At 67.5% G+C, this 24,740-nt stretch carries 22 protein-coding genes; 4 read left to right on the forward strand and 18 right to left on the reverse strand.

Going from position 1 to position 24,740, the window contains the following annotated elements; genetic code table 11:
- Positions 1-90: 90 nt before the first annotated feature.
- From VEC57_14345 to VEC57_14380, 8 genes are all read right to left on the reverse strand, one after another.
- The gene (locus VEC57_14345) at positions 91-1,635 is read right to left on the reverse strand and encodes a hypothetical protein (protein HYC00313.1); all 1,545 of its coding nucleotides are present in this window, start codon (positions 1,633-1,635) and stop codon (positions 91-93) included.
- A gap of 47 nt (positions 1,636-1,682) precedes the next feature.
- Complete coding sequence (locus VEC57_14350) at positions 1,683-3,638, reverse strand: response regulator (protein ID HYC00314.1); 1,956 nt, start codon at positions 3,636-3,638, stop codon at positions 1,683-1,685.
- The gene (locus VEC57_14355) at positions 3,635-4,480 is read right to left on the reverse strand and encodes an ATP-binding protein (protein HYC00315.1); all 846 of its coding nucleotides are present in this window, start codon (positions 4,478-4,480) and stop codon (positions 3,635-3,637) included. The genes VEC57_14350 and VEC57_14355 overlap by 4 nt, the downstream gene beginning before the upstream one ends.
- A gap of 10 nt (positions 4,481-4,490) precedes the next feature.
- On the reverse strand, positions 4,491-5,483 hold the full coding sequence (locus VEC57_14360; GenBank protein ID HYC00316.1) for an ATP-binding SpoIIE family protein phosphatase: 993 nt from the start codon (positions 5,481-5,483) through the stop codon (positions 4,491-4,493).
- 8 nt (positions 5,484-5,491) lie between these two features.
- Complete coding sequence (locus tag VEC57_14365) at positions 5,492-5,896, reverse strand: anti-sigma regulatory factor (GenBank protein HYC00317.1); 405 nt, start codon at positions 5,894-5,896, stop codon at positions 5,492-5,494.
- Positions 5,877-6,239 (reverse strand): STAS domain-containing protein, encoded by a 363-nt coding sequence (locus tag VEC57_14370; GenBank protein HYC00318.1) that lies wholly within the window; start codon positions 6,237-6,239, stop codon positions 5,877-5,879. The genes VEC57_14365 and VEC57_14370 overlap by 20 nt, the downstream gene beginning before the upstream one ends.
- A 26-nt stretch (positions 6,240-6,265) precedes the next feature.
- Entirely contained in the window at positions 6,266-7,135 is an 870-nt protein-coding gene (locus VEC57_14375) for an STAS domain-containing protein (GenBank protein HYC00319.1), read from the reverse strand.
- 307 nt (positions 7,136-7,442) lie between these two features.
- Positions 7,443-8,360 carry an NAD(P)/FAD-dependent oxidoreductase gene (locus tag VEC57_14380; protein HYC00320.1) on the reverse strand — a complete coding sequence of 306 codons (918 nt, stop codon included), beginning with the start codon at positions 8,358-8,360 and terminating at the stop codon, positions 7,443-7,445.
- 259 nt (positions 8,361-8,619) lie between these two features.
- On the opposite strand from VEC57_14380, the gene VEC57_14385 reads away from it, so the two are divergent.
- Positions 8,620-10,170 (forward strand): NAD(P)/FAD-dependent oxidoreductase, encoded by a 1,551-nt coding sequence (locus tag VEC57_14385; protein ID HYC00321.1) that lies wholly within the window; start codon positions 8,620-8,622, stop codon positions 10,168-10,170.
- Here VEC57_14385 and VEC57_14390 read toward each other — a convergent pair.
- Positions 10,130-11,974: a glutamine--tRNA ligase/YqeY domain fusion protein gene (locus tag VEC57_14390; GenBank protein ID HYC00322.1), complete on the reverse strand. Its 1,845-nt coding sequence runs from the start codon at positions 11,972-11,974 to the stop codon at positions 10,130-10,132. The genes VEC57_14385 and VEC57_14390 overlap by 41 nt on opposite strands.
- Before the next feature lie 131 nt (positions 11,975-12,105).
- Entirely contained in the window at positions 12,106-12,384 is a 279-nt protein-coding gene (locus tag VEC57_14395) for a hypothetical protein (GenBank protein HYC00323.1), read from the reverse strand.
- An 18-nt stretch (positions 12,385-12,402) separates the two neighbouring features.
- On the opposite strand from VEC57_14395, the gene VEC57_14400 reads away from it, so the two are divergent.
- Positions 12,403-12,573: a hypothetical protein gene (locus tag VEC57_14400; protein HYC00324.1), complete on the forward strand. Its 171-nt coding sequence runs from the start codon at positions 12,403-12,405 to the stop codon at positions 12,571-12,573.
- 130 nt (positions 12,574-12,703) lie between these two features.
- Here VEC57_14400 and VEC57_14405 read toward each other — a convergent pair whose 3' ends face one another.
- The 3 genes from VEC57_14405 to VEC57_14415 all read right to left on the reverse strand — a co-directional run bounded on the left by VEC57_14405 (position 12,704) and on the right by VEC57_14415 (position 15,134).
- On the reverse strand, positions 12,704-12,895 hold the full coding sequence (locus VEC57_14405; protein HYC00325.1) for a hypothetical protein: 192 nt from the start codon (positions 12,893-12,895) through the stop codon (positions 12,704-12,706).
- A 1,127-nt stretch (positions 12,896-14,022) separates the two neighbouring features.
- The gene (locus tag VEC57_14410; protein HYC00326.1) at positions 14,023-14,496 is read right to left on the reverse strand and encodes a hypothetical protein; all 474 of its coding nucleotides are present in this window, start codon (positions 14,494-14,496) and stop codon (positions 14,023-14,025) included.
- A gap of 215 nt (positions 14,497-14,711) precedes the next feature.
- Positions 14,712-15,134: a hypothetical protein gene (locus VEC57_14415; GenBank protein HYC00327.1), complete on the reverse strand. Its 423-nt coding sequence runs from the start codon at positions 15,132-15,134 to the stop codon at positions 14,712-14,714.
- 318 nt (positions 15,135-15,452) lie between these two features.
- Between VEC57_14415 and VEC57_14420 the strand changes: the two genes are divergently transcribed.
- Positions 15,453-16,661 (forward strand): DUF1329 domain-containing protein, encoded by a 1,209-nt coding sequence (locus VEC57_14420; GenBank protein ID HYC00328.1) that lies wholly within the window; start codon positions 15,453-15,455, stop codon positions 16,659-16,661.
- Positions 16,662-16,760: 99 nt separating this feature from the next.
- On the opposite strand, the gene VEC57_14425 is transcribed toward VEC57_14420, so the two are convergent.
- The 5 genes from VEC57_14425 to VEC57_14445 all read right to left on the reverse strand — a co-directional run bounded on the left by VEC57_14425 (position 16,761) and on the right by VEC57_14445 (position 22,815).
- Positions 16,761-17,834 (reverse strand): DUF2332 domain-containing protein, encoded by a 1,074-nt coding sequence (locus VEC57_14425; protein ID HYC00329.1) that lies wholly within the window; start codon positions 17,832-17,834, stop codon positions 16,761-16,763.
- A 72-nt stretch (positions 17,835-17,906) separates the two neighbouring features.
- On the reverse strand, positions 17,907-20,249 hold the full coding sequence (locus VEC57_14430) for a tetratricopeptide repeat protein (protein HYC00330.1): 2,343 nt from the start codon (positions 20,247-20,249) through the stop codon (positions 17,907-17,909).
- A 188-nt stretch (positions 20,250-20,437) separates the two neighbouring features.
- Positions 20,438-21,718, reverse strand: coding sequence for a vWA domain-containing protein (locus VEC57_14435; GenBank protein HYC00331.1), 1,281 nt, complete (start codon positions 21,716-21,718; stop codon positions 20,438-20,440).
- 4 nt (positions 21,719-21,722) lie between these two features.
- Positions 21,723-22,145 carry a biopolymer transporter ExbD gene (locus tag VEC57_14440; protein HYC00332.1) on the reverse strand — a complete coding sequence of 141 codons (423 nt, stop codon included), beginning with the start codon at positions 22,143-22,145 and terminating at the stop codon, positions 21,723-21,725.
- The gene (locus VEC57_14445) at positions 22,135-22,815 is read right to left on the reverse strand and encodes a MotA/TolQ/ExbB proton channel family protein (protein HYC00333.1); all 681 of its coding nucleotides are present in this window, start codon (positions 22,813-22,815) and stop codon (positions 22,135-22,137) included. The genes VEC57_14440 and VEC57_14445 overlap by 11 nt, the downstream gene beginning before the upstream one ends.
- A gap of 203 nt (positions 22,816-23,018) precedes the next feature.
- On the opposite strand from VEC57_14445, the gene VEC57_14450 reads away from it, so the two are divergent.
- On the forward strand, positions 23,019-24,494 hold the full coding sequence (locus VEC57_14450; GenBank protein HYC00334.1) for an amino acid permease: 1,476 nt from the start codon (positions 23,019-23,021) through the stop codon (positions 24,492-24,494).
- The last annotated feature ends 246 nt before the right edge of the window (positions 24,495-24,740 follow it).

Consider the following 24,740-nt stretch of genomic DNA (forward strand, 5'->3'; position numbering starts at 1 on the left):
GTGGCCGGCGCCGGCTCGGCTCGAGCAGGCGCCGCAGTCGCGAGCGCAATGGCGGCCAGCAATGCGGTGCTGCGATGGCGGCGGCGCACGTCAGAACCCCACCGCGAGCAGGGCACCGACCAGATTGCGGGCCTGGTTGCGGCCGCGTAGCGGGGAGCCGTCGATCAGCGCGAAGCGGTCGCGCGACCACTCGAGCTTCAGCAGCATCCGGTCGTTGGGCCTGTAGCCGGCGCCGAGGGCGATGCGCCAGAGGCTTTCGGTGTCGTACCCGAAGCCGTCGGAGCCGTCGGCGAAGGGACGGCCTTCGAAAACGTAGCCTTCCTCGTCATCGAAGGTGCCCACGAAGCTCGCGCGCGCCGCCACATAGAAGCGTCCGTCGAACATCGTCCACAGCGGCTCGAGCTGTCCGTAGTAGATGGTGCGCGAGAACGCGTCGTTGGCATCGTCGACGAACACCTGTCCGAACTGCGCCTTGACGTGGCTGGCGCGAGGCAGATCGTAGCGAAGGTCGAGCTCGTAGGAGTAGGCGTCGACCTTGTCGGAGGCGCTGACGCCGGCGCTGGAGAAATAGTCCCATCCCCCCACCGGCATCCAGTAGTTGCCGCCAAGGCCCATGGCGGCAACGGATGCATCCCCATTCCAGTACGCGCTGGCGCTGGCGTAGAGCGAGTCGGTGACGTCACGGAAGATCTTGAGGCTCAGGAACTTCTCGGCATCGTCGTCATCGGCGCGCCGCAGGTTGCCGTTCATCGCAGTGGCGATCCAGCCCACACCGGCCGTGGTGCCGTAGAGGAGCAGGCCTTCGTCGATGGCATACGGAATGGCGGCCGACCACGTGATGAGCGGGTTGTCCAGGACGTCGCGGGTCCGATAGTCCTCGCCAAACGGGACATCCATGCGGCCGACCTTCATTCCCACGCCGCTCGGCCACCCGAAAAGCACGGAGGTGACGTCGCGCAGCTGGACGTACAACTCGCCCACGCGCACGTGCGGCTCGTCCTCGTGCCCGATCTGAGCGAGCGCCAGCTCGCTGTGCAGGTAGACGTCCTCCCAGGCCTGGGCACGCAGCTCGAGATTTCCCTGGTAGTTGAGGAAGGAGCCCTTGTCGTCGGTCCCGTCCTCCTCCGTCCACACGAGCCCGCCGGCGGCGAATCCGAAGAGATCGACGTTGCGGTACCAGGGGCGTGCGGCGACTTCGCCGCCGGCGTCGTAATCGCCGTCCGCGGAGGGCAGGGCAGGCAGCTCGTCCTGCGACAGATCCACTCGCGCCCGCGAGGCGTGCGGGTCGGGCGATGGCGGCATCGGCGGCGAGTCTGCGGATGTCTGTGGTGCGTCGCGCGCCGGCGGCGGCTGCCTGACGGTCGTTGCAGGGCCTTGCTCGGCGTCACTGCGCGCGTCCAGCCGGCGCTCGAGCGATTCGACCTTCTCGAGCAGACGCCGGATCACCGCGTCCTGATCGCGAAGTCGGCGCTCGAGCTCCTGCACGCGCGCATCATCGCCGGCACGCGCGATCGGCGGCGCGGCCACCAGAATGCCGAGCGCGGCTGCGGCGCCGCGCAATGTGGCTCGATGCATGCCCTCCCCCAACGCGAGCAGGCCCGGTACGTATCCCCTGCCGCGATCCCCCATGATCACGGCAGCGGTTCCTTATCATGCCGGGACGGCTGGAGAGAACCGCTTTCTCAGGGCAACGCCGTTTCGTCGCCTGCGATGCCGGCCAGCGCGGTGACGGCGACCAGCAGCTGTTGAGCATCGACCGGCTTGGTCAGATGCATCTGATAGCCGGCCGCCAGGACGGCGCGGCGGTCTTCGGGCTGGGCAAAGGCGGTCAGGGCCAGCGCGGGCAGCGCGTTTTCGCCGTAGCCACGCCGGCGGATCTCACGGATCAGATCGTAGCCATCCTGCTCGGCCATGCCGATGTCGCTGACGAGAAGGCTCGGGGCGAACGACTCCAGGTGCCGCAGGGCTTCGGGGACGTCGCCGGCCTCGGCCACCTCGGCTCCGGCTTCGGTCAGGATGCGCCGAACCGGTGCGCGGGCGCCGGGGTCGTCGTCGACGATGAGCACGCGAAGACCGGTGAGGTCGTGCGCGCTCAGCGGTGATCCGGGCCGGCGCGCGGCATGTGTGCGCGTCCCGGCCTCTCCGGTCAGGCTCACCGGCAGCGTGACCGTGAACGTCGCGCCTCGTCCCTCACCGGCGCTCGCGGCACGCACACTGCCGCCGTGCATCTCCACCAGGTGCTTGACGATGGCCAGGCCGAGGCCGAGGCCGCCGCCGCTCTTGCTGCCCGCGCCTTCCTGGCGGAAGCGCTCGAAGATGTGCGGCAGGAAGTCCGGCGCGATGCCGCGGCCGGTGTCGCTGACCTCCAGCACGACGTGCGAATCCGCGCGCTGCAGCGACGCGCGCACGACGCCTCCGCGCGGCGTGAACTTGATCGCGTTGGCAAGCAGGTTCCACGCCACCTGCTGCAGGCGCGCCGGATCGCCCAGCACGAACGCAGCCTCGTCACCGGGCGTGCGCTCGATGCGGATCTGCTTGGCCAGCGACGAGGGTGTCACGACCGCGATGGCCGCATCCAGCACCGACCCCAGATTGACGACCTCGGTGTTGAGGCTGAGCTTGCCCGAGGTGATGCGCGAGACGTCGAGAAGATCGGCGATCAGGTGCGCGAGCAGGTCGGCGCTTCGCTCCATCGCCTGCAATCCGGAGAGAAGCTGCGGGTCGTTGCACACCTGCGTCAGCACGCCCGCCCACCCCACGATGACGTGCAGAGGGTTGCGCAGCTCGTGCGAAAGCGTCGCCAGGAAGTCGTCCTTGATGCGATTGGCGCGTTCGGCTTCCGAGCGGGCGGCACGCTCGCTCTGCAACAGCCTCTCGCGCTCGGCCTCCACGCGGCGGCGCTCGGTGACGTCGCTCGCCATGGCGAGGTAGACGCCTGGCGAGAACGTCGAGAGGTTCCACTCCAGGTCCACGAGGCTGCGGTCGCTGCGCTCGAGCGGAAAGAAGCCCTGCCAGTGCCCGTGCTCCTTCAGCTGCCTGCGCACCGCCGGAATCTGGTGCTTGTGCTCGGCAGCCACCAGCGCAGCGCCGTTGATGCCGATGAGCTCGGCGCTGGAACGGCCGAGCAGGCGGCACATCGCGGGATTGACGTTCACGTACGTCATGTCTTCCGAGAGCAGCGCGATGCCGGTGGGAACCTGATCGAAAACCGCACGGAAGCGTGCCTCGCTCTTGCGCGTGGCTTCTTCGGCACGGCGGGTGCGCACCAGCGCCTTGACGGTGGCGATGAGGACCTGCGGCTCGACGGGATGGATGAGGTAGCCGTCCGCGCCGGCTTCGAATCCCTTGACCTTGTCCAGCTCGGCCACGAACGTCGCCGAAAGGTGCACGACCGGGATCCGTTCGGTCTCCGGCTGCGCGCGCAGGCGCCGGCACACCTCGAAGCCGTCGATGTCGGGCAGGTTGATGTCGAGCACGACCAGAGACGTGTCCGCCCGCACCATCGCGATGCCGTCGGTTCCGGTGGCCGCCTCGGCGACCTCGAAGCCGGCCGACCGCAGGATCCGGGACGTCGAATACCTGGCCGCCGGGTTGTCGTCGATGACGACGATGTTCTCCTGTTGTTGCGCCTCGATCATCGCGCACTCCCGTTGAATCGGTAGTGCGTAGGGATGATCACCGAGAAGGTCGAGCCCTTGCCGACCTCGCTTCGCACCGCCACCCGGCCGCCGAGCAGCTCGGCCAGACGCTTGCTCAGCGACAAGCCGAGTCCGGTGCCGCGATAACGGCGCTGCATCGGCGTCTCGATCTGCACGAAGTCCTGGAACAGCGTGCCCAGGTGCTCGGGCGAGATGCCCGCTCCGGTGTCGGCCACGGAGAATTCGACCGTATCCTCCGACAGCATGCGCGCCGACACGCGCACGCTGCCGCGGGTCGTGAACTTGAGCGCGTTCGAGATGAAGTTGCGCAGGATCTGCGAAAGCTTGCGATCGTCGCTGAACACGCGCGGCACGCCGTGCGGCTCCTCGAAGATCAGTGCCACGTTGGTGTCCTGCAGCAGAGGTCGGAACATGCCGCGCAGCGCGGAAAACAGGTCGACCAGCTCGAACCATTCGGGCGAGATCGTGACGCGGCCGGCTTCGACCTTGGCCAGGTCCAGAAGGTCGTTGACCATCTCGGTCAGCTCCTCGGCCGAGGACCTGATCAGGCCGACCTGCTTGACCTGCTCGTCGTTGAGCGGCCCGTCCATGCAGTCGAGAAGGATGCGCGTGATGCTCCGGATGGAGCCGAGCGGGGTGCGGAACTCGTGGCTCATGTACGAGAGGAACCGGCTCTTGAGATCGGAGACCTCTTTCAGCTGCGCGGCCTGGTCCTCGAGCTCCGCGTACAGGGCGACGACGCCGGCGTTGGTGGCGGCCAGCTCGCTGGTCAGGATCTCGATCTGGCTCTCGTACTCGGCGATCTTGCGTTGCATGTCCATGGGATGCTCACTATTCGAGCACGCGCGCGACCAGCACCGTGGCGTCGTCGCGGCTGCGGCGGAAATCACGATACAGCACCGCCGCCACCACCGCCGGATGACAGGTAACGAGACCAGGATAATCCGCAAGGTTCCAGCGCGTGGCCACGCCGTCCGAATGCATCACCAGCAGCGTGCCCGGAAGGCACGGGTACTCGAGCTCCCGCAGGTTCCGGATCTGCGCGCCGACGGTGCCGTTGTGGGAGAACAGGCCGCGCGAGGCGCCCTCGTGAATGAGCGCTCCGGAGATGTTGCCGATGCCGCCGTAGCGGACCGTGGCCGATCCGTGGGCGATCTGCGCGACGGCCACCGCTCCGCCGCGAGTCTGCGTCATGCGCTCATTGGCCAGTGCGATGATGGAGGCCGGTGATGCCGTCGCAACGCAGTCGAATGCCGCCAGGGCGGCTTCGGTCGCAAGCGCTGCCTGCGGTCCGTGCCCGAGCCCGTCGACGACCATGATCGTCGTCGCGTCCTTGCCGGAGTGGCACGCCCATCCGTCGCCGCAGACCTGCTCGCCGGGATAGGGGAGGCACACGGCGGCGACGGCCACTTGGTGCTCGGCCTTGCCGACGCGTGCGACGACGACCGTGCCGCGGCCGGGATGGGAGAAGGCATCGAAGAGATCGGATTGCCGCTGGACGGCGCCCAGGCCATTGCCCGCCGTGCCGGCCGTCGAGAAGCCGTCGGCCATGCACCTGTCGAGGTCGCGCATGCCGGGGCCGGAGTCGATGGCGATGACCTCGATGATGGGCGAGGCCTCCGTGCCCACGCGCTGCAGCAGAATCTGGCCGCCGCGGGCGTGCAGAAGCGCGTTGGTGGCCAGCTCGCTTACGATGATGCCGACGCGCCCGGCGGCGCTCTCGCCGACGCCGGCATCGCCGCACAGCGCGGCGGCCCGGCGGCGCGCTTCGCCGATCTGGCTGCGCTCCTCGATGGCGATGCGGTGGGTGCAAATGCGCAGCACGTCCTTCTCTACTTCCAGCGCGTGATCGCCACGCGCGTTCCCTTTCCGACCTCGGAGGTGATCTCGAATTCGTTGACCAGCCGCTTGGCGCCCGGAAGGCCCTTGCCGAGGCCGGCGCCGGTGGTCCATCCGTCGGTCATCGCCAGCTCGAGGTCGCGGATGCCGGGACCCTGATCCTCGAAGGTCAGGCGCAGGCCGACGCGTGCGCCGTCGGCGAGCACTTCCCACCGCATGATCCCACCGTTGCCGTACAGCACCGCATTGCGCGCCAGCTCGCTGGCTGCGGTGATCATCTTGGTCTGATCGACGAGGCTGAAGGCGAGATCCTGCGTCAGCGCGCGGATCTGCTGGCGGCTGAGCACGACGTCGCTCGCCGACCGGATCGGCATGACGTCACTCTTCAGGATCGCCATGGACGCTCTCGGACGCGAAGTGCGCGCGAAGCAGGGCCATTCCCTTCTCGACGTTGAGCGCCGTCTGCACCCCGGCCAGCGACAGACCCAGCTCCACCAGCGTGATCGCCACGGCTGGCTGCATGCCGACCAGCACCGTCCTCGCATCCAGGATGTGCGTCATGGCGGCGGTGTTCGTGATCATGCGGCCGATGAAGGAGTCGACGATCTCGAGCGCGGAGATGTCGATGAGGACGCCCTTGGCGCCCGTTTGCATGATCTTGTCCGTAAGATTGTCCTGCAGCGTCTGCGCGAGCTCGTCGTGCATCTCCACCTGTATGGTGACCAGGAGGATGGGCCCCATGCGCAAGATCGGTATGCGTTCCATGATCAGTCCGCCGCCTGCCTGCGCGTCGCCGTGTTGCGAGTGACCGTGTAGCCGACGCGCCGGAGCGCCAGCGCCAGCGCGTCGGCCAGCGTCGACTTGGTGACCACGCCCTGCAGATCCACGCCGAGGTGCACGATGGTCTGCGCGATCTGCGGCCGCACGCCGCTGACGATGCAGTCGGCGCCCATCAGCCGGATCGCCGTCACCGTCTTGAGCAGATGCTGCGCCACCAGCGTATCGACCGTGGGTACGCCGGTGATGTCGATGATGGCCAGCTCGGAGCCGGTGTCGACGATCCGCTGCAGCAGGGACTCCATCACCACCTGCGTTCGCGAGCTGTCGAGCGTGCCGATCATGGGCAGTGCCAGCACGCCATCCCACAGCTTGACCACCGGCGTGGACAGCTCGAGCAGCTCGAGCTGCTGGCGCTGGATGACGTCCTCGCGCGTGCGCTGGTAGGAACGAACCGTGTAAAGGCCGAGGTCGTCGACGATCGTGCTGATGCGCCAGGTCGTGGCTGCCAGGTCGCCCGGCGCGTTCGCGTACTGGCGCTGGGTCAGGTCGAACAGCGGCTTCTTGAGCGAGAACAGGAAGGTGGCCGTTTCCGAGGACGAGAAGCCCTGCAGACAGCGCGAGCGCGAGATGTCCTCGAGGAAATCGCGCATCGCCGACCACGAGGGGGATTCCAGATCGTCGGTGCCGGTGGCGATCGCTTTGGTCAGCAGCTGCAGGAACTCTCGGGTCTGCGCGTGCAGCTCGGAGGTCGAGATCTTCTTCGACGATGTTCTTTCCAGCTCCGTCTGCCACTGGCGCAGCACCGTGTCCTGGTTCTGCTCGAGAAGGGCCGCAACATCGGTGGTCGGATCGGGCATACAAGTGTCCTCACGCATTCGTCTGGGCACTGCCGCGGCGGCGGTGCTTGAATGTCCTGTTCGCGACGGTGTCGGTTCCGCTCGAGCCTGCCGGCCATCCCGCCCGTTGCATTGGCAGGACCTGGCGCCTCCGTGGCCTTGCTCGGATCGCAGGCCGCTTCCTTGTCTCAATGCCGCTGCACGGTCGAGAGCGCCAACGAACGACCCACCCCTCCAAGGGACGGCGGCTCGTACGAACGGCAGCGTTCCAACCTCGGAACGTTGCGACGCGGCTCCGCTCTCGCACTGACGATGCTGCGGGCCTCGATCAGGCGTAGTTGGGAGGCAACGAATTGTGGACCGCCGTGGCGGCCGTCGCCGCATGGGCTGTGCCGACGCTCATCTGATTCAGGGCATTGACCAGGTCGCCGGCTGCGTACAAGCCCGGAATCGACGTCTGCTGGTGGTCATCGACCAGAAGCTCGCCGTTCTCGTCATGGTCGGCTCCGAGCGTGATCGCCAGGCCGGTTCGCGCCTTGCAGCCCAGCATCGGATACAGCGTGTCGAAGATCCTGCGCTGGCCGCTCTCGAACGTGACGACCACTCCCGCATCCTCGTTGGCGCTGATGGCGCGGACCGGATCGGTCACCACGCGCACGCCGGTGTTCTCGAGCTCGAGGCGCGACCGCTCGTCGCCGCTCTGCTGGACGATCAAGGTCAGGCGCGACGTGTAGGTGCGCAGGAACGTCGCGTGGCTGAGACCGCTTGCCGGATCGGGAACGAAGACCGCCACGTTCTTGTCCACGACCTCGAAAGCGTCGCAGATCGGGCACCAGCGCACGCGGCCGGCCAGCGTCGCCTGCCGGAGGTCGGGGATCTCGACGCAGTTGTCGATGACGCCGCTGGCGAGGATCACGGTGCGGGCACGGATCGTGTCGGCGCCGACGGAGGCGACGAAGAGATCGCCGGTCTTTTGCAAAGCCTCCACACAGCCGGTGCGGATCCTGGTCCCGTACCGCTGGGCCTGCTCGCGAAGCCGCGAGAGCAGCTCGCCCCCGGCGATGCCGTCGGGAAAGCCGGGAAAGTTGTGGGTCACCGGGATCAGCGCCGCGCGGCTGTCGCCGGCGTCGACGACCAGAAAGCGGCGGCGATAGCGAGCCAGGTAGATGGCGGCGGTCAGGCCGGCCGGACCACCGCCGACGATCAGGCAATCCAGCGGCGCCGCAGTGGTGTCGTTCGCCGTCATAAAGGGGAGGCGCCGGGCGGGCGCCGCAGAATCCGAGCCTAACATGCATGGCGGCGATAGCCGGTCGTGCCGGGCCCTTCGCGGCACCGACCGGGGAGGAGAACCTCATTCTCTGCGCAGGTGCGGGCGTGCCTGGAGCCGGCGGTGTTTTGGAAACTTGACGCCGGCGTCAAGGGCGTGTACCCAAGAGCTATCCATCCCGCCCGCCGCACGCCCGCGGCCACCGCGCGGACCGCCAAGGCCGCGACGAGGAGGCACCATGCCCGAGCCCGCCGCCCGCCCCGAGCATTTCGACGTAGCCATTGTGGGTGCCGGACTCTCCGGCATCGGCGCCGCCTATCACCTGCAGACGCGATGCCCGGGCAAGACCTACGCCATCCTGGAGGGCCGTGACGCCATCGGCGGCACCTGGGACCTGTTCCGCTATCCAGGCATCCGCTCCGACAGCGACATGTACACCCTCGGCTATTCCTTCAAGCCGTGGCGGGCGGCCAGGGCCATCGCCGACGGCCCATCGATCCTTCAGTACGTGCGCGAGACGGCGCAGGACAACGGCATCGACGAGCACATCCGGTTCCGCCATCTGGTCCGGCGCGTGTCGTGGTCGAGCCACGACGCGCGGTGGACGGTGGAAGCCGAATGCGACGGCCGCACCGTCTCGCTGACGTGCAGCTTCCTCTTCATGTGCGCCGGCTACTATCGCTACAGCGACGGGTATACGCCCGACTTCGCCGGAATGGACGCCTACGAAGGGCGCCTGGTGCATCCGCAGAAGTGGCCGCAGGACCTCGACTACGGCGGCAAGCGGGTGATCGTCATCGGAAGCGGCGCCACGGCCGTCACTCTGGTGCCCGCGATGGCACGGACCGCGGCGCACGTGACGATGCTGCAGCGCTCGCCGACGTACGTGGTTTCGCGTCCGGGCGAGGACGCCATCGCCAACTGGCTGCGCACGGTCCTGCCCGCAACGACGGCGTATGCGCTGACGCGCTGGAAGAACGTCCTGCTGCAGCTCTTCTTCTACAACTGGGCGCGCTCGCGGCCCGAGCGCGTCAAGCGGGCGCTGGTCGCCAAGGTGCGCGAGATTCTCGGCCCCGATTACGACGTCGCCACCCACTTCACGCCGCGCTACAACCCGTGGGACCAGCGCCTCTGCCTCGTCCCTGACGACGACCTGTTCGACGCGATCAAGCAGGGCAGCGCCTCGGTGGAGACGGGCCACATCGAGACCTTCACCAGGACCGGCGTTCGTCTGACCGATGGGCGCGAGCTGGAAGCCGACATCATCGTCACGGCAACGGGGCTGGTGCTGGAGCTGCTCGGCGGGAGCGAGGTCTTCGTCGACGGCCAGCGCATCGAGTTCAGTCGCACGCTCACCTACAAGGGCATGATGTACAGCGACGTGCCCAACCTCGCCTCCGCGTTCGGCTACACCAATGCTTCCTGGACGCTCAAGTGCGATCTGACCTGCGAGTACGTGTGCCGCCTGCTGCGCCACATGGACCGCGGCGGCTACGTGCAGGCCACGCCCCGCCTGACCGAGCCCATGGAGACCGAGCCGTGGCTCGATTTCACCTCGGGCTACGTGCAGCGCTCGGTCGCGCGCTTCCCACGGCAGGGCAAGCGTACGCCCTGGCGCCTGCATCAGAACTACGCGCGCGACCTGGCGATGATCCGCTTCGGAGCGATCGACGACGGCGTCATGGAGTTTCGCGGTGGCGTGCCGGACGACCGGCAGCGCTCGTTGCGGCCGTTGCCGGCGCCCGCGCTCATTCCCCGCGCTTCTGGATGTTTGCCCACTCGTCCTTGAGGGTCACCGTGCGGTTGAACACGGGGCGGGCGGAAGTCGAATCGGGGTCGACGCAGAAGTAGCCGAGACGCTCGAACTGATAACGCTCGCCGGGGGTGGCCGAGGCCAGAACCGGCTCGAGCCTGGCATCATCGATCACTTCCAGGGATTTCGCGTTGAGCTGCTCGAACGGCGAGCGGCCTTCCTCGACCTGCGCCGGATTGTCGACGCTGAAGAGCGTGTCGTAGAGGCGAACCTCGCCCTGCACCGCGGTCTCGGCGGCGACCCAGTGCAGCGTCGCCTTGACCTTGCGACCGTCGGGCGAGTTGCCGCCGCGGCTGGCCGGATCGTACGTGCAGCGCAGCTCCACGATGTTGCCGGCCTCGTCCTTCACGGCCTGGCGGCAGGTGATGAAGTAGGCGTAGCGCAGGCGCACTTCGCGGCCCGGCGCCAGACGGAAGAATTTCTTGGGCGGGTCCTCCATGAAGTCGTCACGCTCGATGTAGAGCTCGCGGCCGAACGGCACGATGCGCGTGCCCGCGGAGGCGTCCTCGGGGTTGTTGATCGCTTCGAGCTCGTCGGTCTGCCCTTCCGGCCAGTTCTCGATGACGACCTTGAGCGGACGCAGCACCGCCATCACGCGCGGCGCGGTGCGGTTGAGCTCGCTGCGCACCTCGTACTCGAGCTGGCCGAGCTGCACGAGGTTGTCGCGCCTGGCCACGCCGATGCTCTCGCAGAAGGCGCGCAGCGCCTGCGGCGGATAGCCGCGCCGGCGCATGCCCGAGATCGTCGGCATGCGCGGGTCGTCCCAGCCCTTGACGTGACCGCCTTCGACGAGGCCGCGCAGGATGCGCTTGCTCATCACCGTGCGCGTCAGATTCAGCCGCGCGAACTCGTACTGGCGAGGCCGCGCGTTCTTGCCGAGCGGCGTCAGGTCGACGTTGTCGAGGACCCAGTCGTACAGCGCACGGTTGGGCACGAATTCGAGCGTGCAGATCGAGTGCGTCACGCCTTCGATGGCGTCCGAGAGGCAGTGCGCGAAGTCGTACATCGGATAAATGCACCAGGCATCGCCGGTGCGGTGGTGCGAGGAGTGCTGGATGCGATACAGCACCGGGTCGCGCATGACGATGTTGGGCGAGGCCATGTCGATGCGGGCGCGCAGCGTGCGCGCGCCGTTCGGGAACTCGCCGGCTCGCATCCGCCGGAACAGGTCGAGGCTCTCCTGCCCGGAACGGTCACGGTAGGGGCTGGGGCGCCCTGGCTCGGTCAGAGTGCCGCGATACTCGCGCAGCTCGTCGGCCGAAAGGTCGCAGACGAACGCCTTGCCCTTCCCGATCAGTTCCTCGGCGAACAGATAGATGCGCTCGAAGTAGTCGGCCGCGTGGTAGAAGTGCGCTCCCCAGTCGAAGCCGAGCCAGCGCACGTCCTCCATGATGGCCTGGACGTACTCGACGTCCTCCCTGCTCGGATTCGTGTCGTCCATGCGCAGGTGACAGCGGCCGCCGAACTCGGCAGCGACGCCGAAGTTGAGGACGATCGATTTGGCGTGGCCGACGTGGAGATAGCCGTTGGGCTCGGGAGGAAAGCGGGTCACGACGGCGCCGCCGTTGCGGCCCGCCGCGACATCGGAGGCGATGATCTGTCGGATGAAATCGCCGCCGCCGCCGGCCTCGCCTCGTGCGCCCGCGGGCCCCGGTGACGATGCGCTCGCGCCCGCGGGCGCTGGGGATTCGTTCGCGCCGGTGGGAGCCGCCGCCGATGCGGTCGTGCCGATGGCGGCGCCGCTTGATGCAGGCGCAGAAGGTTTATTCGGCGTGGACACGAAGACTCCCGCAGCGAAGCGTCGCCGGTCTATATGCGGGACGGGGAGGGGGGACAAAATTCGCGGCGGGCGGCCGGCCGTCTCGCAACACGCAGGAGATCGGCCAGCCCCCTTGCCGCCGCCGGGCCCGCTCAGCCGTGCCCCCCAGGGACCGGCGCCTCGTGAGGCGGGACCATCGTCGCAGCAATGGAATGGATCGACGATGCCTGCGCCTCTGCCACAACGGCGGGTCGCGACACGGCGGGCGAGAGAGATCCTACGCGTGTGGCCTTGCGGAAGGGATAGGCGGGATGGGCGTCGCGGGCCGCCGGCTCCTGCTTCGCCCACGTCCCCGAGGTGCAGCCCGAGGAGGTCAGCAACACGAATGCCGCCATGCTTGCCGCCAGCAGCAGCGTGCAGGACTCCATCATCGACCGTCCTTCGGGAGAGTGCGCGACCTGGGCGAAGCGCGCGTGCGCGCCCGCGGCGTCAGCGTGAAATCTTCTGCTCGATTGGTGCCGCCGGATTGCGGCCTCGGTTCGTTTCATCGCCTTGTCCTCGGCTTCGCGAGCCTGGATCGCGAAGCGTCTGCCGCGCCGCAGCGGCGCGGTGACGGGTGACGAGGCAACGTCCGGACTCGATCAAACTCCTGCGAGTCGCGCGCGTCAAGGCATTTTCGTCATGCCGTTCGGCGCAAAAAAAGGGACGCCGCAGTGCGCGGCGTCCCTCGATTTTTCCGTCTCTGGCGGCCTACTGCCCGCCGCCACCGCCTCCGCCGCCGCCGGGCACCGGCGTATCGATCTTGACGTCGATGTCCTTGCTCCCTGCGTCGCCGCCGCCGCCAACGATGCCGGAGCGGAAGGCGAGGAAGCCGACGACGACCACGATCACGAAGATCGCGACGATCGCGACTGGTCCGCTGCTGCTGCCACTGTCTGCCATGAACGTATCCTCCGTCTTGTTGTGGCTCGACCGCATGAGTCGTGGCGAGCCCGAGATTCAGGGGGATACCGGACAACAAGGAAGCGTCCGGAACACCTGACTACGCTGTCGACGATGGCACTGCCCCGGCAAAACCGTCAACGCACCTGCCGTCGATCCGATCCCCATCAGGCGAGGCGCAAAAGAGGCTGGTCCGGCGGGCCCTTGCCGCGTGAAGTGAAACGGTCCGGTTGAACGGCAAAACACGCCAATGCCGAAGCGGCAGGCATGCCGGCTGCCGCGGACGCAGCCCGGCAGTCGAGCCCGGATTGTGGCGCTGGCAGCGCAGGCCGGCGGGAAACGGCATGCCTTGATACGGGGTTGCCCACCCACCCGCGACGTCGCAGGTTTCGAATTGGGAGGGATGACCCAGGCGGCGTCGGGCAGGAAAAGCGCGACAGAAAAAAAGGAGCGGGAGGGGACGAGCACACCGGCCAACCTCTGGCCGGGAGGAGTGCAGAAGACTCTTTATGGGACGTACGAGCCGGCGTGCCCAGCTCGAGAGACTTCGTTTGCCAGAGGTTGACCGGTGCGCGAGGCGGATAGTGGTGTTCTCGTCCTCACACGTCAACATCGCCGCGGTGCGAGTGCGGGGCGTGCCAGGCCCGACCTGCGTGCACGTGGTGGCCGAAGCTGCCGCGCCACGCGCGCCGAAGCCTGCCGGCAATGTCGCCGCAGCAAGACCGCTCGGCGGTGGTGCCGATAATTCAAAGCGTTAGGCAGGGCTGCTGCTTCGCCGGCGCGCGCCCGCCGATCCGGCGCCGCGGCCGCGGTTGCCGTCGGTCGTGCAGGACATGAGCAGTCGACGATGACGCCTGCTCCACAGACCACCACACCCGCAAAAGCAGGGTGCGGGCCGATGCCCGCGCTTTTCGCGCAAACATCGCCCGCACCGCGCTTCCCGCGCCGTAACGGACCACCTGCTGCCGCCATGGACCGCCTGCGCGCCGCAGCGTTGGCCTCCCCCCGAAAACCAGCGCGGCGACGCGCACCTCCCGGCGATCCTCCTCCCCCTGTTCTCAGGCAGCCCGCCCGCCGGCGCCTCGAAGGCGAAGCATCTGCCGGCGACGCTCCGTTGCCGCGGGAAGCTACTCGAACACGCCCATTGCCTTGCCGTGCAACATGATCTGGCCGCGGGCAGGCGAAGCGCTCCTGCCGGACCCGGTGTCAGCGGAGGCTGCAGGCACGGCAGGGGCCCAGTCCAGGAGCATCGTCATGACCAGCAGGCGTGCGGGGTAGGTGATGTCGACCATCGTCTTTTGGCCGGGCTGTCCGGCTGCGCCCGTGACGACTACCACGGCTCGCTGCGCGTCGAGGCCGGCCTCCACCATGTAGCCGCGCACGTACTCGACGACCTGCTCGCCCTGCGGCCGTGCGGTCGACTCCGCAATGGCGTAGCGCACACCTTCGATGGCCGCGCTGCGAACGATGTACTGGGTGAAGATGGCGCTGCCGATCTCGACCAGACCGAAGAGGAACACGCTCATCAGAACAGCCACGACCGCCAGTGCGACCCGCGGCTGTCGGGGTCGGTCCTGGTGCAGCAGGTAGATCGGCTGCATGGCGGCGTGGTGTCGGTGCGCGTACATCATGCCCGTCCAAGAGCAACTCGCGTGCCGCAAAGGAGTCTGCGGCCGGAGCCAGCGAAAACGCGTGCTTACGCCGCAGCCCGATCGCGGGGGCGGTGACGGCCGCCGCCGGCGCCGTGGTCAAATAGCCTCCGGCGCCGTCCGATGCGGTCATAAGCCACCTTCGAAAGTCCTGAAAACACGGCGCGTTATCTGAGCCGCGGCTCATTTCCGCGCGAGATTTTCGCTGCCATGGCCGCGCACGGCTCTTCCTGCGGCGCGACAGGCGTGGTGTTATTTACATCGTTGTAGGCCGCGCGTCGGCGGCCGCAGAAGATCACAAGCCGCCGCACCGGCGGTTCGAGGGAAGGAATGCCGCCCAGCTCGACCCCGTGCTCTTCCTTCTGGCAACCCTTGGCGCCGTTTGCCGCGGACCGGCGCTCGCCGCGGCCGTTGCGGCTGCTCTGGCCGCGCCGCCGGCAACCGCGTGCGACCGCGCCTGAGCTCGTCAGCACCGCCCTTCCCGCGTTCTTCGAGAATCCGTCCTTCGTCGTGCGCGTGGAGGCCTCGTGCGTCGGTGCTGGCCGGGCGGCGGGGTCGAACTGCTGCGCGACGGCCTCGGCGTTGCGCACGTCTACGGAGCGACCCGATCCGACTCGCTCGTCGGCGCACGCTACGTCACGCGCGAGGAGGGCTGTTCATGATCGACGTGCTGCGCCACCTTGCGCGCGGCTGCATGACCGAGGTGCGCAGGGCGCGCGGCAATGGCGACGGCACGCTCGATGCCGTGCCGGATGGAGAGGCCAGCGTACTGTGAGAAGTGCTCGCCCGTTGTCTGCCGGAGCTTCGTGAGGCAAGATTCGATTATGCAAAACATCAAGGTTTCGTTCTCGGCGCCCGTCGCCGCGTTCCTCCTCCTCGCTTGCTTTGCAACCGTTTCGACTGCCGCGGTGAAACCCGGCGACAAGATCGACAAGACCAACTCGGAGAAGATCAAGGACCTCGTCTCGCCGGGCGTCAAATGGTGCGTCGACAACGGGATGGACATGGACATCATCGAGACGCGTCCCATCCCGATGCCGGAGGATTACAAGGCGGCCACCGAGAAGTACTCGGGGCAGGTCAGGCTCAACTCCAACAACATGGTGGAAAACTGGGTTGCCGGTAAGCCGTTCCCGGTCATCGATCCCAACGATCCGCAGGCCGCGCAGAAGATCATGTACAACTTCGAGCGCACCCACTACTTCACGGAGACGCTGGACCTGAACCTGACCGACGCCGACACCGGCGCGCTCTACATCGACGCCAACGGTCACCGCCATTACAACGTCGAGCGCCATTTCGTTCCCGAGTGGCTGCGCGTCTATCGCTTCAACGGTCGCATCAAGCATCCGCCCATCAACATCGAGCCCAACAACGACCAGGTCTTCCAGAAGGCGGGCCTGTACCCGCTGATCGAGCCGTTCGATCTGAAGGGCGTCGGCGGCATCTCCTTCCGCTATCTGGACCAGACCAAGCACGACGACACGTGGCTTTACCTTCCGTTCGTGCGCCGCGTGCGCCGCATGTCGACCACGCAGCGCAGCGATGCGCTGTTCGGCCAGGACATCGACGTTGACAGCTTCGGCGGCTACGCCGGGCAGATCCCGTGGTTTACGTGGAAATTCCTGGGCGAGAAGCCGCTGCTGATGTCGCTGCACGGCCAGCGGCTTCCTCCCGAGCCGTGCAAGAAGGACGGCGGCATGACGTTCTGCGAGCCGTGGGAGCTGAGGCCGGCGGTGTACGTGGTCGAAGGAAGCAGCAAGTTCCCCGGCTACGCGTATTCGAAGCGCGTCATCTACCTCGACAAGGAATCCAACATCATCGGCTACTCCGACCTCTTCGACGCCAATGGCGAGCTGTGGAAGACGGTCATGATCAGCTTTCGCGTCGACAAGAAGCCGAACCCGAAGGTGAAGTACTCCTACGACGAGGAGCGGATGTTCGCCTACGCGTACTCGGTCATCGACACGCAGCTGATGCACGGCACGCGCGTGGCCATCCCCGGCCTTGCATTCCAGCACGAGCCGGGCTGGTACCTCGACCTCGGCCCCGACGCGCCGACCAGCGTGGGCGAGGAGTGGTTCTCCATCGCCGGCCTCGTCAACGCCGGCCGCTGACGAGCGCCGAAACCGATTCGTGTAATGAAAGGCCACGCACCTCGTCCCGAGGTTCGTGGCCTTTCTTTTGCGGGCGAGGTTGGTGTCTCGCAGTGCGGCTCAGGCCGCCAGGTAGTGGACGTCGCGGCCGTGGAAGCCGGCCGTTGCAACTTTGCGGGTCTTTCCTCCCGGCCACAACGTCAGCGTCACTTCGGTCTGGTCGCCGCCCGGCTCCATGCGAAGCCACGCAAGAGGAGCGTCCGTGGTGGCGCGCCGACCTGCGGCCGCAACGTTGGACAGGAAGCGAGTGCGCGTGTCGTGGTCCAGATACTGGATGACGATGGAGTGGAAGACGACGGTAGCAACGCCGGGCGTTGCATCCAGCAGCTTTCCTCCGATCCAGTCGGCGCCGTTGGCGCGCTCCACCGTCACCGGAACACGTCGGGCGACTTCGATGGCGGCATCGAGGAGACGGAAGCGGTCGAGCTGATCCGGCCACGCGAACGAGAGCAGGGTCAGGCGCCCTTCCTCGCTGGTCGGATCGATGGGCTGCAGGTCGCAGCCGGCGCGCTCGACGACGTTTGCCTCGACGTCGAAGGGCGGGGGCGTCTGGATCCAGCAGTCGCGCAGGATCACGGGCGAGGCCGGGTCGCCCCAGCACGCCGCGCCGGCCTGATATCGGAAGTGATCCCAACGCAGGTTGAGCCCGCCGCTGGCCCCCATCTCCAGACACCGCAGCGGAAGGCCCGTCTCGCGCGCGACCGTCAGGAAGCCGCAAATAAGCGCGGCAGCGCGGCCGACCTCGTTGGTCTGAACGCCGACATTGGCCACCGTCTGCCGCAGCTCGTCCTTGTGATCGAGCGCGTGCAGCCGCAGGAGCGACCATGCGGCGGTCGCGTTGCCGTCACCGCCGGTGGACGGGTAGTGCCGCGCCAACTCGGGTGCCTTGCCCGAGAGAACGCGCCGGTGGATCGCTCCCATGAATCGCAGCGCCATTGCGCTGGCCGCCGGCTCGTGCGGGTAGCCGTCGAGGATCTCGGCGATCACGCCTCCGTGTTCGATGTCGTCGGCAATCTTGTCGATCAGCGTGCCGTAGAAAGGCGAGCCGAGGCTCTTGCAGTACTGCGCCTGCAGGCGAAAGTAGTTCGCGATGTCCTCGCGCGTGTGTGTCGGTGTGTCGCTGGCGTGGTTCATCGGCGATCGGAGCGCGAGGTCTACTCCTCGATCAGGAGTCAGGCAAACGCGCAGGCGGCCTCGATGTCGGCGCTATGTCTGTGGCGGTGGACACGCCCGCAGCATTCTGGCGACTTCCAACGCCGGCCCGGAAGTCGCTCCCTGCAGCATCGACGCCGGCACCTTGCGCAGGACCTTGCACGCGCGCTCCTTCTCGCCGAGCGAATCGGACAGACGCGCCGACTGGTAGTGAGCTTCCAGCCATCCGGCGCGCGTCTCGGGCGAATCGACGATCTCGTCCCATAGCGCGCGAGCCACGGTCGTGTTGCCCTGCGCTTCCAGGATGCGAGCGGCGCCGGCACGCGCCGAGACCTCCTCCGGCTTCTCTTCGAGCACCGAGCGGTATAGCGCCAGCGCGCGTTCACGCTGGCCCGCGTTCTCGTTGAGCGAGGCGGCTGTCGAGCGCATGCGCTGACGCACTGCCGGCGTGAGCGTCTCGTCGGCTTGCGGCGAGGCCAGCGCGGCTTCGGTCAGAAGAAGACAGGCGCGTCGTCCGGCATCGGCGTCGGCGACGTTGCCCTTGGCCTGCTCACGCGCGGTCAGGACGAGCAATCGCGAGGACAGATCGTCGAGATACACCGGCTCGAGCCTGGCGACCTCGGGACGAGCCGCTTCGGTGGCGGCGAGCTGGAGCCGGCCCAGGCGCGAAGCGGCGGCAAGTCGCAGCCGCACGATCTGCAGTCGCTGCTCGACGAGCTTCGGATACTTCTCTTCGAATCCTTCCAGATGCGCGAGCGCCTGTTCCCACCGCGGCGGCTGCTCGGTCGCTTCCATGTAGGCGCTCATCAGCGCCGCGCGCCCGCGAAGGTCCTGCACCGTGCTCTCGCCGAGAGCCGCGGCATCAACTCTGGCGCTCTTGTCGTGGAAAGCGGCGAGCGCGTCGGTGGCCTTCTTGCGCAGCACCGGATCCGGCGGCGTGTCCTCGGGCAGCTGCTCGAGCTGCTTCACGTACGACTGTGCCGTCGCGAACGCCGCGCGGAACTCGAACGACGGATCGCCTTTGACCTTGGCGTAGTGCGCAACCGCTTCGGTCCACTTCTCCTGGCGCTGGCGGATTTCGCCGAGGCGGAAATGCGCTTCGCCGGCGGCCTTGTGATCGGGAAACGCGGTGACGAACTCCTTGATCGCTTTCTCGTAGCGTTGCTCGCGTTCGGCAGATGCGGCAGTATCGGCGGAAGCGTCCGCAGGTGATGCGCCGCCCTTGGCCGCGGCCGCGTCCTTGTCGGCCGCAGTCTTCCCGCCAGCGTTCTTGCCGGCCGCCTTGTCCGAACCGTCCTTCTCGCTCGCTATGCTGGCGTTGTAGATGGCCTCTTCGGCCTTGAACCGAAGATAGGCCGCGTCGTCGCGATAGTAGGCCTTGCCCTTGTCGGCCAGCGCCAGATCGAACGCAGCGATCGCGCCGTCGCGATCGTTGGTTCGGAACTTTGCCAGCCCCAGCAGATAGGCGGCTTCGCCGGCATGCTCCCTGGCCTTCTCGTCCGTCGAGGCGAGCTCCTGTTCCAGGCGCGGCATGGCGTCCTTGTACTTTCCATCCGCGATCATCTTCTTGGTGATGTCCCATTCGGACGGAGGAGGCGGCGGCGGCGGCGGCTCGGGCGCGGCCTTCGCCGTGCTGCCCCAGACGCCGGGATTGCTCAGGCCCATCTTCAGAATCTGTCCTGCCCGTCCGGCCAGCGGCCCGCCGGACGCCTGCACGCTCGACAGCAGCGCGGTCGCTTCACTGCGATAGGCATCGCGCACCGATGGACGCGAGGCTGCGGCCATGGCGAGCGCTCTCGCGCGCGCGATCCTGGCGCGTGGCTGGTCGGCGGCCGAGGCATGATCCAACGCATCCTTGGAAGCTTGGAGAGCGCCGTCGACATTGCCGAGCTTCAGATAGGCCTCGGCGAGCGCGAGCGCGGCCTTGCGCTTGCGCTCGGGAGGCGCGGCGGGCGACTCCAGGATGAACTCGAAGTCGGCGGCGGCCCAGTCGGCGTGATCGCTTTCGAGGTAGACGAGGCCGCGCCCGAGGCGGCTCTCGAAGATGATGGGGTTGTTGCCGCTGCCGGTGGCGAATTCGCCGAAGCCGCTGGCGGCCTCATCGAGGAGGTCCTTGCGCTTCTGGCCGCTGAACGCCTGCGCGCCCCAGTATCGGAGCCAGTTCAGATAGTAGAGCGCCTGCGCCGCCTGTGCCTGGTGGTCGCGCCACTGCGGCGTCTCGAACAGCGCGTCCATGTCGCCGTCGGCGGCGATGACGGCCTTGCTCATGCCGTCGAGCGCTTTCCGGTGCGTGTCGTAGATGCGCTCGAGCGGCCCGGCGATGCTCTCGTACTGCGCGGCCGACGGTGGGGCATTGGATTCGAGCAGCGACAGCGCCTGCTTTCCGAGCTGCTCCACGCTCTGCGCGTCGACAGGAACGGGAAGGAGGTGCAGGACGAGTGCGAGCAGGATCGCGCGCGCGCCGACCCGGCGCCCAAAGCGAGCGGCGCGGCGGGCGGACGGCAATTGGTGCGGTGCGTGCGCGGCGGGCTCCGGTCGCGTGCGCTGCGCGTGTCCGATGCGCGAACGATCCTGCATGGGACAGCTCATTTCAGGCGTCCCAGAAAGGCTGCCATCTCGACCTGCCAGCGCGAGCCGAAGGTCAGGATCATCACCTGGCGCAGCAGCGACTTCTCTTCGCCGAGGGCGACGATCTCGCCGTCGCCGGCCTTGGCGATCTGGCGGTAGGTGCCGGCGACCTCCTTATAGAAGTCGGGCATCGGCGAGGGCTTGTACGGCTCGCCCGGATGGAAGTGCGCCCACAGCTTGCGCGAGTACTCGTCGTGCAGGCGCGCGCTGACGTCGATCGCGCCGACCGCGCCGTTGCTCTTCTTGAACTCCGCAACGAGCGAGAGCAGCTCGGGCATCGACTCCGGATGCGGCGGCGAGCTGCCGATCAGGATGATGAAGCGCCGCGCCGTTTTGCGCCAAGTCAGGTCATCGAGCGCCGACTGGAATGCCTCCTTGACGGCCTCGTGATAGTCGCCGCCGCCGCCCGAATGAAGCTGGCTGACGAACTTCTGTACCTTGTCGGTGTGGAAGCTGAAGTCGACCCATTTGGTCGTGTATTCGTCCTTCTTGTCGCGGTAGGCGACCACGGCCACGCGGCTGGCGGGCACCATGCGTTGCAGCTCGCCGATGAACTGCTGCATCTCGCTCTTCACGTTGTCGAGCACCGACTCCATGCTGTCGGTCGTATCGACGAGGATGGCCAGATCGATGCCGACCTTGCGAAGGCCTCCGAGCACGTCGCCGAAGCCGCCGCCGGGACCCGGCGCGCCGCCGGCAAGACCGGAGCCGCCGATGGACAGCGGCACGTTCTCGAGCGTGCCGGGCGAGCTGCCGATGGTGGGCCCGATGCCGCCGATGCGCGGCATCTCCACCGACCGGACCGATGCGGCAGGCGCCGGCCCTGGGGTGGGCGAGCCGAACGAAGGGCCCGAAACCGAGCCTGCCGACCGCGTCGGCACGTGCTGCGGCCGAAGCTCACCGGCCAGGTCGCGCAAGGAAGGAAGGCCGGTCTCCAACTCCGATTCGGTGGTGTCGGGAGCGGGCTCGCGGATCTCGACGTTGATCCTCTGCACCTGCTGCACGACCGCCACACCGATGGTGCCGAGCACCAGCAGCAGGCCGACGTGAATGGCGGCCGACAGAAGGAACGCCGTGCCGGTGCGGGCGACCGGAAATGCGTCGGCCAGAGGATCCTCGATTGCCGGTTTGCCGGTGCGGCCGGTGCGGGCTTCGCGCTCGCCGTGCGGCGGCGACGCGGGGCCATCCTCCTGCGGCTGGCGCGGATCGGGATGCTGTGGGTCTTGCGGCGAGGCCACGTCGTTACTGGGCCGGTCGTCCCCGTTCGGCCGCGATGGCGACCTGCGTGGCGCCGGCGCGCTGCGCCGCAGCCAGGATGCGCACGGCATCGCCCAGCAGGACCTCGCGGTCGCCCTGCAGCACCACCGGCATGTCGCCGCGCGTGGCGATGAGGTCGCGCAGGGTGCCCTCGAGCGTCTCGAGCGTCACGAGCGTGTCGTTGACGTAGATCTCCGCCATCGGCGTCACCGTGACCGTGATCTCGCGCGGCGCCGCCTGGGTGTTGTCGACTTCGGGCAGCATCACCTTGGCGCCGGTGTCGACCATGGCCACGCTGGTGACCATGAAGATGATGAGCAGCACCAGGAATATGTCGGTCAGGGGCGTGATGTTGATTTCGGCCATGACGTGGCCGCGGCCCTTGCCGGGCAGTTTGCTAAAGGCCATGAGGGCCTCCAGCGGTCGCCCGCTGCAGCCGCATCGCGCCGACGATGCGGGAGGTCGCCACGACCAGCGCCGACTCGATGCGATCGAGGCGTACCTGGAAGTAGTTGTAGAAGATCAGTGCGATGATGGCCACGCCCAGTCCCAGGGCGGTCGCCACGAGCGCCTCGGAGATGCCGCCGGCCACGACGGCAAAGCCGCCGCTGCCCATCACGGCCATGCTGTGGAAGGCCTTGATGATGCCGACGACGGTTCCGAAAAGTCCGATGAAGGGTGCGCTGGAGGCAACGGTGCCCAATATCCATAGAGGACGCTTGAGCTGCTCGACTTCTTCGAAGCGACGCTCTGCGGCAATGTCTTCGACTTCGTCCAGGCTCAGCACTTCGCTCTGACGAACGACTTCGCCCAGCACGCGTCCGGGCGGGCTCTTCTTTTCCTGCTCGACGTGCTCGAGCGCGGCGGCATGGTTGCCGCTGGTCAGGTCGGCATAGACGGTGCGCGTCAGGTTCGCCGTCTTCTTCACCAGACCGCCCATGGCCCAAAGGCGCTCGGCGATGATGGTGACGTTGAGGATGGACATGAGGACCAGCGGGTAGGTGGCGATCCAGCCCTGCTGGAACATCTCCCAAAGGCTGAGGTCGGTCGTGGCGGCGGCGGCTGCGGTTGGATCCACTGTGATCGGCTCCTGGGTGCTTTGGTGAAACCCGGTCCACTATATGCCGGCACGCCCCGGAAAGAAGTGGAAACTACCCGTGTGGGTCGCCGTAAACGACGCGGCGTGAGCAACGGGCTCTCGTGCTGAAGAAGGCTAATGCACATTGAGCCGGTGTCCAGAAATTGCCGGCCTCATCGCGGCATGTTAGAGGCCCTTTCGTCTTGGCCAACCAATTCTTCGCGCGCAAGTCGGTCGAGCAGCTCCATGCGGAGCTGGCCGCTGCCGATCGGCTGCACCGTGTCCTGGGGCCCTTCGCGCTGACGTCTCTCGGCGTCGGCGCCATCATCGGCGCCGGCATCTTCGTTCTGGTGGGGCTCGGTGCACGCGATTTTGCCGGGCCGTCGCTGATGCTCTCGTTCGTGCTCGCGGGCATCGGCTGCGCGCTGGCGGGCCTGTGCTACGCCGAGTTCGCCGCCATGATCCCGGTGGCCGGTAGCGCCTACACGTATGCCTACGCCACGTTGGGCGAGTTGTTCGCGTGGATCATCGGCTGGGATCTGATCCTCGAGTACGCGGTGGCGTCGTGCGCCGTTGCGCATGGGTGGTCGAAGTATTTCCAGGCGTTCCTGGCGCTCTACGGGTTTCATCTGCCGCCATCGCTGACGATGGACCCCTTCACCGCGCTCAGTCTGCATCCGGATATCGTGGCCGGGGCGGTCCATGTGCTCGGGGTTCCCATCATCTTCGACATCTCGGCGCTGGTGATCGTCGTGCTGCTGACGGCCGTGCTGGTTCTCGGCATCCGCGAGAGCGCCGGCCTGAACACGCTGATCGTTCTGCTGAAGCTGGGGATCATCCTCTTCGTGATCATCGCCGGGCTTCCGCACGTGAACCCGGAGAACTGGCAGCCGTACTTCCCGAACGGACTCACGGGGACCCTGCGGGGGGCGGCCTACATCTTCTTCGCGTACATCGGCTTCGATTCCATCAGCACGCATGCCGAGGAGGCGCGCAATCCCGAGCGTGATGTGCCGATCGCGCTGCTGGGATCGCTTGGACTGTGCACGCTGCTCTACATCGCCGTGGCCGCGGTGTTGACGGGAATGGTGCCGACGCCGCAGATCAACATCGACGCGCCGCTGGCGGACGCCTTCTCGCAGAACGGGCTGCCGATCGCCACGACGATCATCGCCCTCGGCGCGGTGGTCGGAATCACCAGCGTGCTGCTGGTGATGATGCTGAGCCAGGCGCGCGTGCTGCTGGCGATGGCCCGAGATGGGCTGCTGCCGAGGTGGTTCTTCGGGGCGATCCACCCGCGCTTCAAGACGCCGCACTACTCGACGATGCTGACCGGCGGCCTGGTGGCGATGGTTGCCGCCCTGCTGCCGCTGGAAGTGCTGGCGGAGATGGTCAACATCGGCACGCTCTTCGCTTTCGTGATCGTGTGCGCCGCGGTTCTGGTGATGCGGCGGACGCGACCCGAGGTACGCCGTCCTTTCCGAACCCCGTTCGTTCCGCTCGTGCCCATCCTGGGCATCGCCTGCAACGGGCTGCTGATGATCTCGCTCGGCTGGCACAACTGGTTGCGACTCATCGTCTGGCTCGCCATCGGCATGCTCATCTACTGGTTCTACGGCCGCCACCACAGCCGGCTGCACACCGGCGACGTCCAGGACGTGCACTCGGCGACGCGGTGATCGCGCAGTCGGCCACGCGGAGATCGCGCAGTCGGTGACGCGGTGATTGCGCAGTCCGTGACGCGGTGATCGCGCAGTCGGTGACGCGGTGGTCGCGGGCACACCTCATTTCTGTAGATACACATCGCCGCGCAGCCGCATCAGCGGCGGCTTTCCGGGCCGGCAGCCGAGTTCCCACAGCAGGTTGTCGGGCGCGCAGCCGGTCAGGCGGATGCGGCCGCGGTGGATGAAGTCGCGGTGGTGCTC

Source organism: Candidatus Limnocylindrales bacterium (assembly GCA_035626395.1).
Lineage (GTDB): Bacteria > Desulfobacterota > Binatia > UBA1149 > CAITLU01 > DASPNH01.

What these genes read in the sequence shown, in the direction of transcription:
- VEC57_14385 (HYC00321.1), top strand. Translation starts at nt 8,620, where the DNA reads ATGCCCGAGCCCGCCGCCCGCCCCGAGCATTTCGACGTAGCCATTGTG.
- VEC57_14405 (HYC00325.1), bottom strand. Translation starts at nt 12,895, where the DNA reads ATGGCAGACAGTGGCAGCAGCAGCGGACCAGTCGCGATCGTCGCGATC.
- VEC57_14440 (HYC00332.1), bottom strand. Translation starts at nt 22,145, where the DNA reads ATGGCCTTTAGCAAACTGCCCGGCAAGGGCCGCGGCCACGTCATGGCC.
- VEC57_14425 (HYC00329.1), bottom strand. Translation starts at nt 17,834, where the DNA reads ATGAACCACGCCAGCGACACACCGACACACACGCGCGAGGACATCGCG.
- VEC57_14365 (HYC00317.1), bottom strand. Translation starts at nt 5,896, where the DNA reads ATGGCGATCCTGAAGAGTGACGTCATGCCGATCCGGTCGGCGAGCGAC.
- VEC57_14410 (HYC00326.1), bottom strand. Translation starts at nt 14,496, where the DNA reads ATGCAGCCGATCTACCTGCTGCACCAGGACCGACCCCGACAGCCGCGG.
- VEC57_14380 (HYC00320.1), bottom strand. Translation starts at nt 8,360, where the DNA reads ATGACGGCGAACGACACCACTGCGGCGCCGCTGGATTGCCTGATCGTC.
- VEC57_14395 (HYC00323.1), bottom strand. Translation starts at nt 12,384, where the DNA reads ATGATGGAGTCCTGCACGCTGCTGCTGGCGGCAAGCATGGCGGCATTC.
- VEC57_14375 (HYC00319.1), bottom strand. Translation starts at nt 7,135, where the DNA reads ATGCCCGATCCGACCACCGATGTTGCGGCCCTTCTCGAGCAGAACCAG.
- VEC57_14370 (HYC00318.1), bottom strand. Translation starts at nt 6,239, where the DNA reads ATGGGGCCCATCCTCCTGGTCACCATACAGGTGGAGATGCACGACGAG.
- VEC57_14355 (HYC00315.1), bottom strand. Translation starts at nt 4,480, where the DNA reads ATGGACATGCAACGCAAGATCGCCGAGTACGAGAGCCAGATCGAGATC.
- VEC57_14350 (HYC00314.1), bottom strand. Translation starts at nt 3,638, where the DNA reads ATGATCGAGGCGCAACAACAGGAGAACATCGTCGTCATCGACGACAAC.